At 54.5% G+C, this 13,791-nt stretch carries 14 protein-coding genes; 7 read left to right on the forward strand and 7 right to left on the reverse strand.

The genetic code is table 11. The features are described from left to right. Positions 1-7 precede the first annotated feature (7 nt). The gene (gene ampD / locus BJ887_RS12070; protein ID WP_032681656.1) at positions 8-559 is read right to left on the reverse strand and encodes a 1,6-anhydro-N-acetylmuramyl-L-alanine amidase AmpD; all 552 of its coding nucleotides are present in this window, start codon (positions 557-559) and stop codon (positions 8-10) included. A gap of 87 nt (positions 560-646) precedes the next feature. Here ampD and nadC point away from each other — a divergent pair, with 87 nt between their 5' ends. The 4 genes from nadC (at position 647) to hofC (ending at position 4,718) form a co-directional block, all read left to right on the forward strand. After that, on the forward strand, positions 647-1,540 hold the full coding sequence (nadC, locus tag BJ887_RS12075; protein ID WP_032679628.1) for a carboxylating nicotinate-nucleotide diphosphorylase: 894 nt from the start codon (positions 647-649) through the stop codon (positions 1,538-1,540). Positions 1,541-1,713: 173 nt separating this feature from the next. Continuing rightward, positions 1,714-2,151, forward strand: coding sequence for a prepilin peptidase-dependent pilin (gene ppdD / locus BJ887_RS12080; protein WP_014168644.1), 438 nt, complete (start codon positions 1,714-1,716; stop codon positions 2,149-2,151). A 10-nt stretch (positions 2,152-2,161) separates the two neighbouring features. Next, entirely contained in the window at positions 2,162-3,544 is a 1,383-nt protein-coding gene (gene gspE, locus BJ887_RS12085; RefSeq protein ID WP_121339912.1) for a type II secretion system protein GspE, read from the forward strand. Beyond that, entirely contained in the window at positions 3,534-4,718 is a 1,185-nt protein-coding gene (hofC, locus tag BJ887_RS12090) for a protein transport protein HofC (RefSeq protein WP_032681663.1), read from the forward strand. Before gspE ends, hofC begins: the two co-directional genes overlap by 11 nt. Before the next feature lie 33 nt (positions 4,719-4,751). On the opposite strand, the gene BJ887_RS12095 is transcribed toward hofC, so the two are convergent. Beyond that, the gene (locus BJ887_RS12095; RefSeq protein ID WP_014168641.1) at positions 4,752-5,795 is read right to left on the reverse strand and encodes a GMP reductase; all 1,044 of its coding nucleotides are present in this window, start codon (positions 5,793-5,795) and stop codon (positions 4,752-4,754) included. Between the two features lie 228 nt (positions 5,796-6,023). Here BJ887_RS12095 and coaE point away from each other — a divergent pair, with 228 nt between their 5' ends. From coaE to yacG, 3 genes are read left to right on the forward strand one after another with little or no spacing between them, the layout of a single operon-like run. After that, positions 6,024-6,644, forward strand: a complete 621-nt coding sequence (gene coaE, locus BJ887_RS12100) for a dephospho-CoA kinase (protein WP_014168640.1) — start codon at positions 6,024-6,026, stop codon at positions 6,642-6,644. Then, positions 6,644-7,387 (forward strand): cell division protein ZapD, encoded by a 744-nt coding sequence (zapD, locus tag BJ887_RS12105; protein ID WP_014168639.1) that lies wholly within the window; start codon positions 6,644-6,646, stop codon positions 7,385-7,387. Before coaE ends, zapD begins: the two co-directional genes overlap by 1 nt. 9 nt (positions 7,388-7,396) lie before the next feature. Beyond that, positions 7,397-7,591 carry a DNA gyrase inhibitor YacG gene (yacG, locus tag BJ887_RS12110; protein ID WP_020882580.1) on the forward strand — a complete coding sequence of 65 codons (195 nt, stop codon included), beginning with the start codon at positions 7,397-7,399 and terminating at the stop codon, positions 7,589-7,591. A gap of 1 nt (position 7,592) precedes the next feature. Here the strand turns inward: yacG and mutT are convergent, their stop codons facing one another. From mutT to ftsZ, 5 genes are all read right to left on the reverse strand, one after another. Continuing rightward, positions 7,593-7,985 (reverse strand): 8-oxo-dGTP diphosphatase MutT, encoded by a 393-nt coding sequence (mutT, locus tag BJ887_RS12115; RefSeq protein ID WP_014168637.1) that lies wholly within the window; start codon positions 7,983-7,985, stop codon positions 7,593-7,595. Between the two features lie 57 nt (positions 7,986-8,042). Further along, positions 8,043-10,748 carry a preprotein translocase subunit SecA gene (gene secA / locus BJ887_RS12120; RefSeq protein ID WP_014168636.1) on the reverse strand — a complete coding sequence of 902 codons (2,706 nt, stop codon included), beginning with the start codon at positions 10,746-10,748 and terminating at the stop codon, positions 8,043-8,045. 60 nt (positions 10,749-10,808) lie between these two features. Continuing rightward, a complete protein-coding gene (gene secM / locus BJ887_RS12125; RefSeq protein ID WP_229216841.1) occupies positions 10,809-11,312 on the reverse strand; it encodes a secA translation cis-regulator SecM in 504 nt (167 codons plus the stop codon). Between the two features lie 283 nt (positions 11,313-11,595). Further along, the gene (gene lpxC, locus BJ887_RS12130; RefSeq protein WP_014168633.1) at positions 11,596-12,513 is read right to left on the reverse strand and encodes a UDP-3-O-acyl-N-acetylglucosamine deacetylase; all 918 of its coding nucleotides are present in this window, start codon (positions 12,511-12,513) and stop codon (positions 11,596-11,598) included. Positions 12,514-12,614: 101 nt separating this feature from the next. Further along, positions 12,615-13,766: a cell division protein FtsZ gene (ftsZ, locus tag BJ887_RS12135; protein ID WP_008501978.1), complete on the reverse strand. Its 1,152-nt coding sequence runs from the start codon at positions 13,764-13,766 to the stop codon at positions 12,615-12,617. Between the last annotated feature and the right edge of the window lie 25 nt (positions 13,767-13,791).

Raw genomic sequence — 13,791 nt, forward strand, 5'->3', positions numbered from 1 at the left:
TATCTCCTTATTCTGACGACGCGGTAAGCAAGGCGCGAAACCGGGGCCAGTCAAAAGCCGGGCCGGGATCGGTTTTTCTCGCCGGAGCAATATCGCTGTGTCCAGTAATATTCCCGGCTATTGCGGGATAGAGCCCGATCAGCGTTTGGGTTACAGCCACCAACTGTTGATACTGTGAATCGGTGTAGGGGGTGGTGTCAGTGCCTTCCAGCTCAATCCCGATGGAAAAATCATTGCAGCGTTCGCGTCCCTGGTACATCGACACGCCGGCATGCCAGGCGCGCTTATCAAAAGGGACGTACTGAACCACTTCGCCGTCGCGACGGATCAGACAGTGAGCCGACACGCGCAGATGCGCAATCTCAGCAAAGAAAGGATGGGCATCAGGATCCAGGGTCCCCGTGAATAACGCGTCGATCCACGGGCCGCCAAACTCACCCGGCGGGAGACTGATATTATGAACAACCAGCAGTGTGGGCTTTTCATCCTCCGGGCGGCAGTCGTGGTGCGGCGAGGGCACATGCCGCGCATCCACCAGCCATCCGTTTTCTAACAACATGCTGGAACTCCTTATGTATGGTGCTGTTACTCGGTTCAGAGTAGCATGTTTCAATATTATGATTCGTTACCAATTTGGAGTTTTATCATGCCGCCTCGCCGTTACAACCCCGACAACCGACGTGAAGCGCTTCTGGAACGTATTAATATGGATATTCCGGCAAGCGTTGCCCATGCCCTGAAAGAAGATCTGGGCGGTGACGTCAGCGCCGACAGGGATATTACCGCACAATTATTGCCAAAAGAGACTCGCTCACATGCGGTCATTATTACGCGCGAAGAGGGTATTTTTTGCGGTAAGCGTTGGGTTGAAGAGGTCTTTACCCAACTGGCAGGCGATGAGGTGCAGATCACCTGGCATGTCGACGACGGTGATGCGATTACGGCAAATCAGCCGCTGTTCGAACTTGATGGACCTTCCCGTGTACTGCTGACCGGCGAACGAACCGCGCTGAACTTCGTGCAGACGTTGTCCGGTGTGGCAAGCGAAGTGCGTCGCTACGTTGACCTGCTGGCGGGTACCCGCACGCAGTTGCTGGATACCCGCAAAACGCTACCGGGTCTGCGCACTGCGTTGAAATACGCGGTGCTCTGTGGCGGCGGTGCAAACCATCGTCTGGGGTTGTCTGACGCGTTCCTGATTAAAGAGAACCATATCATTGCCTCAGGATCCGTGCGTCAGGCGGTCGAAAAAGCCTTCTGGCTGCATCCGGATGTGCCCGTCGAAGTGGAAGTCGAAAACCTGGAGGAGCTGGAGCAGGCTATCAAGGCCGGCGCCGATATCATCATGCTTGATAACTTCGAAACCGGGCAGATGCGCGAGGCAGTAAAACTGACCAACGGCAAAGCCCAGCTTGAAGTATCCGGCAACGTGACGTTTGATACGATCCGTGAATTCGCCGAGACCGGCGTTGATTTTATCTCCGTTGGGGCGCTGACCAAGCACGTTCGCGCCCTCGACCTCTCGATGCGCTTCAAATAATGACCCTCCCCTCTCGTTGCGGAGAGGGGAAATTCACTCCCGCTCGCAAAACCATTGCCCTACCCTGCAACACGTCACGAATTCCCTGAAAGCCCCTTCACGTTCCTTTTTTTGCCCCTCGTTTCTGCGCTGTCTCACTGCCAGAGTAGCCCTACTTAACGTAAGGAGCAGACATGGACAGACAACAAGGATTCACACTCATTGAGCTGATGGTGGTGATCGGCATTATTGCCATTCTGAGCGCCATCGGCGTTCCCGCGTACCAGAACTACCTGCGAAAAGCAGCGTTGACCGATATGCTGCAAACCTTCATTCCCTACCGCACCGCCATTGAGCTTTGCGCCCTGGATCACGGCGGCGTGGAGAGCTGTGACGGAGGCAGTAATGGCATCCCGTCCCCCACCACTACCCGCTACGTTTCAGGCATGAACGTGGCGAAAGGTGTCGTGACCTTAACCGGCCAGGAGAGCCTTAACGGGCTGGAGGTGGTCATGACGCCACAATGGAGTGATGGCAACGGCATGACGGGGTGGACGCGTGACTGCAACATCGGTACCGACAGCGCGCTCAAGCAGGCCTGTGAAGACGTTTTCCGCTTCGACACCCACTGAGGAGCGGATGATGAATACCGATCAGCTTGTCGCACTTTGTCTGCGTCATCATGCCCTTCTGCTGAGCAGCGATAGCGACATGATTAGCATTGCCGTCGTGGGAAACCCCGGCCCTGAACTGATGGAAGCCCTGCGTTTCGCTACCCAGAAACGGATTGATATCGAGTGCTGGAGCGCCGAGCGCATGGAAAAGCACCGGCAGTTAACCACACAAACGCATCTGCCCGTCGTTACGCCGACACACTCAGCGGTGGATATTCTTAACCACACGCTTCAGCAGGCGATAAACCAACGCGCTTCTGATATTCATATTGAACCGATGGAACAGACTTGCCAGATTCGCCTGCGCATCGACGGCGTGCTTTGCCCGCAGCCCCCACTTTCAGCCGCGCTGGCCACCATGCTCAGCGCCCGGTTAAAAGTGCTGGGTAACCTCGATATTGCGGAGCGCCGCTTACCGCAGGACGGTCAGTTTACGATTGAGCTGGCAAACGAGCCGGTCTCATTTCGCATCGCCACACTTCCCTGCAGTGGGGGTGAAAAAATTGTACTGCGCCTGCTGCATCAGGTTCAGCAATCTCTTGAGCCGGAAACGTTGGGGATGAATGCTAAACAGCTGGCCGGCTTTAGCGAAGTGCTCCACCAGCCGCAGGGGCTGATTCTGGTTACCGGCCCCACCGGCAGCGGTAAAACCGTGACGCTGTACAGCGCGCTGCAGGCTCGAAACACGCCGGATGTGAACATCTGCAGCGTGGAAGACCCGATAGAGATCCCGCTTGCAGGATTAAACCAGACGCAGATAAACCCGCGTGCGGGCCTCATCTTCCAGACGGTGCTGAGAGCGCTGCTACGTCAGGATCCTGACATCATTATGGTCGGCGAAATTCGTGATGGCGAAACGGCAGAGATTGCCATTAATGCCGCACAAACCGGGCATCTGGTGTTGTCGACGCTACACACCAACTCGACGGCGGAAACCCTGATCCGCCTGCAGCAGATGGGGGTGGCGCGATGGATGATCTCTTCCGCCCTCTCGCTGGTCATCGCCCAGCGACTGGTGCGCCGTTTATGCCCCCATTGCCGCCAGGAAACCGACAAGCGGGCAGAACTGCCTCGCTCCGTTTGGCCCCGGCCGCTACCGCGCTGGCAACCCACCGGCTGTGAGCGCTGTTATCACGGTTTTTATGGTCGCGTCGCCATTTTTGAAGTGCTCGTCATTGACCAGACACTCCGGCAGGCCATTGCCAGCGGAGCGGGGTCAGAGGTGATTGAGGCCAGCGCCCGTCAGGCAGGAATGACATCCCTTTTCGAACATGGCTGTATGGCTGTTGAACAGGGACTGACCACGCTCGAAGAGTTGCTGCGTATCCTGGGAATGCCCGATGGCTGCTAATCACCTCTGGCGCTGGCGTGCGCTATCCGTTGAAGGAGAGCCCCGAAGCGGGGCTCTGTGGGCAACTGACCGGAATGCGGCTTTCGACAGGCTGATGCGCAAAGCGCTACATCCTCTGACAATCACCCGCTGCACGCAGAGGTATCGCTGGCGACCATATCACCGCTACGAGGTATTTCACCAGCTCGCCACGCTTTTGCAGGCGGGCCTGACACTGTCTGACAGCCTGCAGATGCTGGCGGACCAGCATCCGATAACGCCCTGGCAGGCACTCCTGCAAAGCCTTGCCGATGAGCTGAGTGAAGGATGCCCTTTTTCTGAGGCGCTGAAGCGCTGGCCCGCGGTATTTAGCCCACTGTATGTGTCGATGGTGAAGACCGGCGAGCTAACCGGGAAGCTGGAGACGTGCTGCCGTGAGCTTGCCCAGCAACAAAAATCACAGCAGCAACTCAGTGCGAAAGTGAAAAAGGCACTGCGTTACCCGATGGTAATCCTGGCTCTGGCGGTACTCGTGGTGCTGGCCATGGTCACTCTGGTCTTGCCCGAGTTCGCTGCCATCTACAAAACGTTTAATACCCCACTCCCGATGCTGACACAGATAGTCATGGGAATGGCAACGTTTATACAGTCCTATGCCCTCGCGCTGTTCGCGGGGCTACTCCTTCCCATGATCATCGCCTGGGGTTTGCGGCAGGATCCGCGCTGGCAACACGTACTGCTGCATATCCCCGTCATGGGCGCGCTGGCTAAAGGACAAAAGCTGGGGCAAATTTTTACCGTACTGTCGCTCACGCAGCAGGCGGGCATCGCTTTTTTAAAGGGTCTGGAGAGTGCAGAAGAGACGGTTGAGAGCAGGTACTGGCAGGGGATACTCCGCGCCATCCGGGAAGACATTGAAAAGGGTTATCCCCTTTGGGCATCCTTTCAAAAGGCGGCGGTTTTTACTCCGCTGTGTATTCAGCTATTGCGAACCGGCGAAACGTCAGGTGCGCTCGATATCATGCTGGTAAACCTGGCGCGTTACCACACGGAGCAAACCTTTCAGTCAGCAGATAACCTGGCTGCAGTGCTGGAGCCTGTGCTGCTGATCGTGACGGGTGTGATTATCGGCACGCTGGTGGTGGCAATGTATCTGCCTATCTTCCATCTCGGGGATGCGATGAGTGCGGGATAACGCTGGCACACGGATGTGCGCCAGCTTACGCGATTACAGGCTATTGAAAACGCGGTTTTCCTGTTCCTGAACGCGGATAAAGGTCGTGCGTTTCGTCAACTCTTTCAGGCGGGATGCCCCCACATAGGTGCAGGCCGAACGCAGGCCACCAAGAATATCACGCGCGGTATTCTCAACCGGGCCGCGCAGCGGCAGCTTCACGGTTTTGCCTTCTGCCGCACGGTATTTTGCAACGCCACCCACGTGACGGGTCATCGCCGATTCAGAGCTCATACCGTAGAACAGCATAAATTTCTCACCGTTCTCTTCCACCACGGTACCGCCGCTCTCTTCGTGACCTGCCAGCATACCGCCAAGCATCACGAAGTCTGCGCCGCCGCCGAAAGCTTTCGCGACATCACCCGGGGTAGTACAACCGCCGTCACTGATGATCTGGCCGCCCAGGCCGTGCGCAGCATCGGCACATTCAATAACCGCAGAAAGCTGCGGATAACCGACACCGGTTTTGACACGCGTGGTGCACACGGAACCCGGGCCAATGCCCACTTTGACGATATCTGCGCCAGAGAGGATCAGCTCCTCACACATCTCGCCGGTCACTACGTTACCCGCAATGATGGTTTTGTTCGGCCAGGCTTCACGCGCCTTGCTCACGAACTGCACGAAGTGTTCGGAATAACCATTCGCTACATCAATACAGACGAAGTTCAGCGCGGGGTTACTCTTGAGGATTTGTTTGGTCTTTTCGAAATCGGCATCTGAGGTTCCGGTAGAGACCATCACATGCTTCACGACCTCAGCAGAAGCGGATGCCACAAAGGCGTTCCACTCTTCAGGGCTGTAGTGTTTGTGAACTGCCGTGAGGATGTCGAACTGTGCCAGCGCGGTTGCCATCTCGAAGGTTCCCACGGTATCCATATTGGCAGCGATGATCGGCACGCCAGACCAGGTCTGACCGGAATGTTTAAAGGTGAATTGACGTTCGAGTTCAACGTCTGAGCGACTTTTCAGTGTAGAGCGTTTAGGGCGGATAAGAACGTCTTTGAAACCTAACTTCAGATCTTCTTCGATACGCATGTGCGGATTCCTGGGGTTAGAGGCAAATATGTTAAAAGCACAACTCCAGTGACGTTATCATACGCACTAATACCTGCTCCGCAAGACTGCGAAATTCTCTTTTTTTACGCTACAATCCTATAAATTTACCTGGTAAAAAGCCGGTAAAGAGAGCTAAACATTGGCTGGCACACGTTTGAATTTCAACCAACTGATTTTAATAATGAATAATTCCCAGGATTTGATTTAATGGGGTATACCGTCGCATTAACCGGCGGCATCGGTAGTGGCAAAAGTACCGTTGCGGACGCTTTCGCTCGCCTGGGTATCGCGATTATCGATGCCGATATCATTGCCCGTCAGGTGGTAGAACCGAATACACCCGCGTTAAAGGCTATTGAAGAACATTTTGGTCCGGCCATCATCAATGCAGACGGCACGCTAAATCGCCGGCAGCTTCGCGAATGCATTTTTTCCGATTCTGCGGAAAAGGTCTGGCTTAATGCCCTGCTCCACCCCATTATCCACCAGGAAACCCAGCGTCAGATTGCCGCCGCCCGCTCACCGTATGTGCTGTGGGTAGTTCCGTTGCTGGTAGAAAATCAGCTGCAGAAGAAAGCCGATCGGGTTCTGGTCATTGATGTCCTTCCCGAAACGCAAATCCAGCGAACCATGACGCGCGATCGCGTCTCGCGCGAACATGCCGAACAAATTCTTGCCGCTCAGGCCACGCGCGATCAGCGCCTGGCCGTTGCGGATGATGTTATTGATAATAACGGCGCACCAGATGCCATTGCATCGGATGTTGCCCGTCTGCACGCGCAGTATTTGACCTTCGCCGCGCAGGCCGTTGCACAGGAAAAACCATAATGTCGACTCACATCCTTTTTGAGCATCCGCTTAACGAAAAAATGCGTACCTGGCTGCGTATCGAATTTCTTATTCAACAACTCTCGCAACACCTGCCTGTCAACGATCACGCCACTGCGTTGCACTTCTTCCGCAATGTGGGCGACCTGCTGGATGTGATTGAGCGTGGAGATGTTCGCACCGAATTACTGAAAGAACTTGAGCGTCAGCAGCGTAAACTGCAGGCATGGGCGGAAGTCCCGGGTGTTGATCAAAGCCGTATCGATTCCCTGCGTCAGCAGTTAAAAAGCAGTAGCAGCACGTTAATGGCTGCCCCTCGCGTTGGCCAGTTTTTGCGTGAAGATCGCTTGATTGCCCTGGTACGCCAGCGCCTGAGTATACCCGGTGGATGCTGCAGCTTTGACCTGCCGACGCTTCATATGTGGCTGCACATGCCGCAAACGCAGCGTGATGCGCAGGTGAATATCTGGCTGGAAAGCCTGGAGCCGATGCACCGGACGTTATCGCTGATCCTCGATCTTATCCGTAACTCTGCGCCGTTCCGCAAGCAGACCAGCCTGAACGGTTTTTACCAGGATAACGGGGACGATGCCGATCTGCTGCGACTGAACCTTTCGCTCGACGTGCAGCTTTACCCGCAAATCTCCGGGCATAAGAGCCGTTTTGCGATTCGCTTTATGCCGCTGGACAGTGAAAATGGCACCGTGCCGGAACGCCTCGATTTTGAACTGGCCTGTTGTTAAGGAGTGCCAATGTCTGACGTAACCATCGTAAACTGCCCAACCTGTGGCAAAAGTGTTGTCTGGGGCGAAGTGAGCCCATACCGCCCATTCTGCTGTAAACGCTGTCAGTTAATTGACCTGGGCGAATGGGCGGCGGAAGAGAAACGCATTCCGAGTGAAGGCACTCTTTCGGACAGCGATGACTGGAGTGAAGAACAGCAGTAAATTAAACGCCCTGCACTAACCGGGTAATCACAGGCTCATTTGCCGGCGGGAATTTGTCGGCATCGCTTGCCTGCAGTTCAACCCAGTTACCCGGTTGCCCCTCTTTGCCCCAGGGATCCCCCTCCCAGTTTTCCACCAGCCAGAACCAAAGCGTAATGTGACGATCGGGAAACTGGTATTCGAGCTTGTCAAACAGCGTTGCGCCAAGCGGGGTGATCCCCACTTCTTCCTGAAGCTCACGGATCAGCGCCTGTTCCGGCGTTTCGCCTGACTCGATTTTCCCGCCCGGAAACTCCCATTTGTTCGCCATATGGGCGTCGGCGGCGCGCTGGGTGATAAAGAACTGGTTTTGCGGGTTGCGAATAATCCCGACGGCAATTTGCAGTATTTTCATATTGTCACTTCCATAAAAAAGGCGCAGATTTCTGCGCCTTTTTGTTTTGTTATGAATTTAGCTCAGACGACCGTGGCACGCCTTGTATTTTTTACCGGAACCACACGGGCACGGATCGTTGCGGCCAACTTTACGATCGCCAGTCTGGGCCGCGATCGCTGCCGCAGCTTCGCTCTCGTCAGTCTGGTGGCTCAGCTGTTGCATCTGTGCCAGACGCTCAGCTTCTTCACGGCGCTGTTGCTCCATTGCTTCCACTTCTTCCGGCATGCGTACCTGAACTTTGCTCAGGGTGCTGATCACTTCATACTTCAGTGACTCCAGCATGGACGCAAACATGGCGAAGGATTCACGCTTGTACTCCTGCTTCGGATCTTTCTGCGCGTAACCACGCAGGTGGATACCCTGACGCAGGTAGTCCATCGCCGCCAGGTGCTCTTTCCACAGGGAGTCCAGCGTTTGCAACATCACGCCTTTTTCAAAGTGACGCATCATCTCAGCGCCAACGACTTCTTCCTTACGCTTGTATACGTCCAGCGCGGTTTCGAAAATACGTTCACGCAGGGTCTCTTCGTGCAGCTCAGGCTCTTTGTCCAGCCACTCTTTGATTGGCAGTTCGAGGTCGAAGTCGTTTTTCAGGCGTTCCTGCAGACCTTCGATATCCCACATTTCTTCCAGAGACTGCGGTGGAATATGCGCGTCGATAGTCGCTTTGAATACGTCTTCGCGAATGCTGTTGATGGTGTCGCTCACGTCGGACACGTCCAGCAGCTCGTTACGCTGGGTATAGATGGCACGACGCTGGTCGTTGGCCACATCATCATATTCCAGCAGCTGCTTACGAATATCGAAGTTGCGGCTTTCCACTTTACGCTGAGCGTTAGCAATCGCTTTAGTGACCCACGGGTGTTCAATGGCTTCGCCAGGTTTCATACCCAGTTTACGCATCATGCCGGAAACACGGTCGGAGGCGAAAATACGCATCAGCGCATCTTCCATAGACAGGTAGAAGCGGGAAGAACCGGCATCACCCTGACGACCCGCACGGCCGCGCAGCTGGTTATCGATACGACGAGATTCGTGACGTTCGGTACCAATGATATGCAAACCACCGGATGCCAGCACCGCGTCATGGCGTACCTGCCAGTCCGCTTTAATCTGAGCAATCTGCTCCGGCGTTGGGTTTTCCAGCTCGGCAATCTCTGCCTGCCAGCTACCACCCAGCATAATGTCGGTACCACGACCCGCCATGTTGGTGGCGATTGTTACCGCTGCCGGGTAACCCGCCTGCGCAACGATATCCGCCTCTTTGGCGTGGAATTTGGCGTTCAGAACGTTGTGTTTGATGCCCGCTTTGGTCAACTCATTGGAAACCACTTCGGATTTCTCGATGGAGATTGTCCCCACCAGCACCGGCTGGCCATTAGCGGTACGATCGCGAATATCTTCAATGATTGCCTGAATTTTTTCCGCTTCGGTCATGTACACCAGGTCCGGCATATCCTTACGGATCATTGGACGGTTGGTTGGAACGACCACGGTATCCAGTTTGTAGATGGAGCTGAATTCAAATGCTTCGGTATCTGCAGTACCGGTCATCCCCGCCAGCTTCTCGTACAAACGGAAGTAGTTCTGGAAGGTAATAGAGGCCAGCGTCTGGTTTTCATTTTGAATATCAACGCCTTCTTTGGCCTCAACGGCCTGGTGCAGACCGTCAGACCAGCGACGACCCTGCATGGTACGGCCGGTGTGCTCATCAACGATGATAACTTCACCGTCTTTCACGATGTAGTCGACATCGCGGGTGAACAGCGCGTGGGCACGCAACGCGGCAGTGACGTGGTGCATCAGCATAATGTTCGTCGGAGAGTACAGAGACTCGCCCTCTTCCATGATGCCTTCAGCCACCAGCAGCTCTTCAATTTTCACCAGACCGCGTTCGGTCAGGTTCACCTGGCGCGCTTTTTCATCGACAGAGAAGTGGCCTTCACCCTGGAAGGTGTCGGAATCTTCTTTCTCCTGACGCAGCAGGTGCGGAATGATTTTATCGACTTTACGGTACATCTCGGAGCTGTCTTCGGCCGGGCCGGAGATGATCAGCGGGGTACGCGCTTCATCGATCAGGATGGAGTCCACCTCATCCACCAGCGCATAGTGCAATTTACGCTGCACGCGCTCTTCAGGGCTAAACGCCATGTTGTCACGCAGGTAGTCGAAGCCGTATTCGTTGTTGGTACCGTAGGTGATATCCGCGTTATAGGCTTCACGTTTGGCGGGTGCCGGCAGACCGGACATGTTGATGCCAACGGTCATGCCCAGGAATTCAAACAGGGGACGGTTGTTTTCGGCATCACGCTGTGCCAGATAGTCGTTGACGGTAACGACGTGAACGCCTTTACCGGTCAGTGCGTTCAGGTAGGCGGGCAACGTTGCGGTCAGGGTTTTACCTTCACCGGTACGCATTTCCGCGATGCAGCGCTCGTTAAGCACCATACCACCCAGCAGCTGAACGTCGAAGTGACGCATGCCAAACACACGTTTACTGGCCTCACGCACAACGGCGAAGGCTTCCGGGATCAGGCTTTCCAGCGTTTCGCCTTTTTCAAGACGCGCGCGGAATTCTACGGTTTTCGCTTTCAGCTCGTCATCAGAGAGCTTCTCCATCGCCGGCTCCATGCCATTGATGACGGTAACAGCTTTGCGCATACGGCGCAGGGTACGATCGTTACGACTACCAAAAACTTTTGTTAACAATTTGATTAGCATAATAAATTCTCAAACGCCCCAGGTTGGGCAGATAAATTAAGGTATTGAAAAAAGGTTAATTTAGCTGAGGCGTTGAGGCCCGGCGCGGATGCCGTGAACCTGGCTAATCCATGTCGAAACGGAGAAGGTCGCAGGAGGAACGTGCGTGATTTGTGTGGTCTGACGCACCATGACGGGTGGCTGACTGTCCTGCGTAAGCAGCGCGTTAAGCGTGTCCAGCAGAGCAAGATGCTGCGCCTGTACCGGCAGCGTCTCTTCAGCAACAGGCAGTGCCTGCGGAGCCATCGCAAATGACAGATGGCGAATAACGGTACGGATCGCATGCTGGTGCCAGTAATCCACCGAGAAATTCGGGCGGCGATTGGCTTCAAGCCACGCCAGGTTAGTAAAATTAACCCGCGTGTTGAGATCGTGTTTGGTTGTGGAGGTCTTCGTCGGCGTCGCCGCTTCCGCACTGTTGCTGAGCGCAGGCAAGCCGAAACTCGCCGCGACCATCCCTAATAAGAGATGCGGCCAGAAGTAACGTCTGCCAAATTGTCGCCAGCGCGTCAGTATTCCGCTCAATTGCTCCACCACATTAAGCCAGCCTTCAACAGGCTGAATTCAATTATTCTTTTAAGCGCCCAGATATTACCACTAAAGCCAATACACAGCAGCAGGAATGACGTATTGCTGCGGGGAAAAACGGTCAAGAATGCAGCTAACGCACAGATTTTCTGCACCGGGCAAACGAGAAGTGACGCTGGGGCAAATAAATGAAGAGGGGTAAAAATAAAAACGACTGGTCTCCCTGGTCGGAGAGAGTACCAGGTTAACCAGTCGATTTTTTACGAAACGGCTTTAACCGTTACGCCAGTACCGTGTTTGGTGCTTTGAAGGCCAGCGGCAGCTCAGCTTCGTCTTCAAAGGTCACATATTCCCAGGCTTCCTGTTTTGCCAGGACTGCCTGCAACAGTTTGTTGTTCAGTGCATGACCGGATTTAAACGCGGTAAATGCACCAATGATGTTGTGACCACACATAAACAGGTCGCCGATAGCATCCAGCATTTTGTGACGAACGAATTCATCTTCAAAACGCAGACCGTCTTCGTTCAGTACGCGATAATCGTCAACAACGATGGCACAATCGAAGCTGCCGCCCAGGCACAGGCCGCGGGACTGCAGATATTCGATATCACGCATGAAGCCAAACGTACGGGCACGGCTGATCTGGCGCATAAACGCATCAGCAGAGAAGTTCATCGCATAGCGTTGGGTGCTGGCATCAATCGCCGGATGGTTAAAATCGATGGTAAAGTCCAACGAGAAACCATTGTACGGTTTGAATTCAGCCCATTTGTCGCCATCTTCGACGCGAACGGTCTCTTTGATACGAACAAATTTTTTCGCGCAGTTCAGTTCTTCGATGCCGGCATCCAGCAACAGATAGACGAACGGAGCAGCACTACCATCCATGATCGGGATTTCTGGCGCATCGACTTCAACCATAATGTTGTCGATACCCAGACCCGCCAGGGCGGCGTTCAGGTGCTCTACGGTAGAAATCCGCACGTCATGCTCGTTCACCAGACAAGTACAGAGCATAGTATCACGCACAGATTTGGCATCGGCCGGAAAGTCTACCGGTGGATTCAAGTCGGTGCGACGATAGATGACCCCGGTATTGGCCGGCGCAGGGCGTAACGTCAGTGTGACTTTCTTGCCGGTATGTAAACCGACACCAGTCGCCTGAACGATACGTTTAAGTGTCCTTTGTTTGATCATCGTATAATCTCGCCAAATTAACTATCCAACCGAAAGTGTATATCACTGACGGTGGGCCAGTTTAGCACAAAGAGCGAAAATCCCCAAATTCCAGCCAATTCTTAGTCAGCTTGCTTGCGCAGGAACGCCGGGATATCCAGATAATCTGGCTCTTTCGCCGTTTGCGGAGTGGGGTCGTTAACCACTTTCGCGGCCGGTTTCTGCTCCTGAGTCAGAGGAGACATACCGTGCTGCTGGTAACGATCCATAACCGGCTGCTGAGTCTGTTTGTTGGTCACCAGGGTGATCTCAGGACGCTTGTCCATACCGATACCGGTAGCAACAACAGTAACACGCAGCTCGTCGTTCATTTCCGGGTCAAGGGAAGTACCGATTACCACGGTAGCGTTGTCAGAGGCGAACGCACGGATAGTGTTACCCACGGTTTCAAACTCATCCAGACGCAGGTCGAAGCCAGCGGTAATGTTGACCAGCACGCCGCGCGCACCAGACAGGTCGATATCTTCCAGCAGTGGAGAAGAGATAGCCATTTCAGCCGCTTCTTCTGCACGGTCTTCACCGCTTGCCACGCCAGAGCCCATCATCGCGTAGCCCATTTCGGACATCACGGTACGAACGTCTGCAAAGTCAACGTTCATCAGACCAGGACGGGTAATCAGTTCAGCGATACCCTGCACCGCGCCTTTCAGCACGTCGTTGGCTGCGCCAAAAGCGTCCAGCAGAGAGATGCCGCGACCCAGAACTTTCAACAGTTTGTCGTTCGGGATGGTAATCAACGAGTCCACGTGCTTGGACAGTTCAGTGATACCCTGCTCCGCGAAAGCCATACGCTTCTTGCCTTCAAAGTTGAAAGGCTTGGTCACAACAGCAACGGTCAGGATACCTAAATCTTTCGCTACTTCAGCCACAACAGGTGCTGCGCCGGTACCCGTACCGCCACCCATACCCGCTGCGATAAAGACCATGTCCGCACCTTCCAGTGCAGCACGCAGGGCCTCACGATCTTCTTCAGCCGCATTACGACCGACTTCCGGGTTAGCCCCAGCGCCCAGCCCTTTGGTGATGCCACCGCCGATCTGGATAGTCTGGCCTACAGCCGTCTTACGCAGTGCCTGTGCATCGGTGTTAACTGCAAAGAACTCAACACCTTCAATGCGTTCACGCACCATATGCTCTACGGCGTTACCGCCGCCGCCACCGACGCCGATGACTTTAATCACCGCGTCGTTGGTCAGTTCCATAGGTTCAAACATAATTTCTCTCTCCGTTGTGCCTGTC

The sequence above is a fragment of the Enterobacter sp. WPR_3_1 genome (assembly GCF_003635055.1).
GTDB classification, from domain to species: Bacteria; Pseudomonadota; Gammaproteobacteria; order Enterobacterales; family Enterobacteriaceae; genus Enterobacter; species Enterobacter ludwigii.

What these genes read in the sequence shown, in the direction of transcription:
- ampD (WP_032681656.1), bottom strand. Translation starts at nt 559, where the DNA reads ATGTTGTTAGAAAACGGATGGCTGGTGGATGCGCGGCATGTGCCCTCG.
- nadC (WP_032679628.1), top strand. Translation starts at nt 647, where the DNA reads ATGCCGCCTCGCCGTTACAACCCCGACAACCGACGTGAAGCGCTTCTG.
- ppdD (WP_014168644.1), top strand. Translation starts at nt 1,714, where the DNA reads ATGGACAGACAACAAGGATTCACACTCATTGAGCTGATGGTGGTGATC.
- gspE (WP_121339912.1), top strand. Translation starts at nt 2,162, where the DNA reads ATGAATACCGATCAGCTTGTCGCACTTTGTCTGCGTCATCATGCCCTT.
- hofC (WP_032681663.1), top strand. Translation starts at nt 3,534, where the DNA reads ATGGCTGCTAATCACCTCTGGCGCTGGCGTGCGCTATCCGTTGAAGGA.
- BJ887_RS12095 (WP_014168641.1), bottom strand. Translation starts at nt 5,795, where the DNA reads ATGCGTATCGAAGAAGATCTGAAGTTAGGTTTCAAAGACGTTCTTATC.
- coaE (WP_014168640.1), top strand. Translation starts at nt 6,024, where the DNA reads ATGGGGTATACCGTCGCATTAACCGGCGGCATCGGTAGTGGCAAAAGT.
- zapD (WP_014168639.1), top strand. Translation starts at nt 6,644, where the DNA reads ATGTCGACTCACATCCTTTTTGAGCATCCGCTTAACGAAAAAATGCGT.
- yacG (WP_020882580.1), top strand. Translation starts at nt 7,397, where the DNA reads ATGTCTGACGTAACCATCGTAAACTGCCCAACCTGTGGCAAAAGTGTT.
- mutT (WP_014168637.1), bottom strand. Translation starts at nt 7,985, where the DNA reads ATGAAAATACTGCAAATTGCCGTCGGGATTATTCGCAACCCGCAAAAC.
- secA (WP_014168636.1), bottom strand. Translation starts at nt 10,748, where the DNA reads ATGCTAATCAAATTGTTAACAAAAGTTTTTGGTAGTCGTAACGATCGT.
- lpxC (WP_014168633.1), bottom strand. Translation starts at nt 12,513, where the DNA reads ATGATCAAACAAAGGACACTTAAACGTATCGTTCAGGCGACTGGTGTC.
- ftsZ (WP_008501978.1), bottom strand. Translation starts at nt 13,766, where the DNA reads ATGTTTGAACCTATGGAACTGACCAACGACGCGGTGATTAAAGTCATC.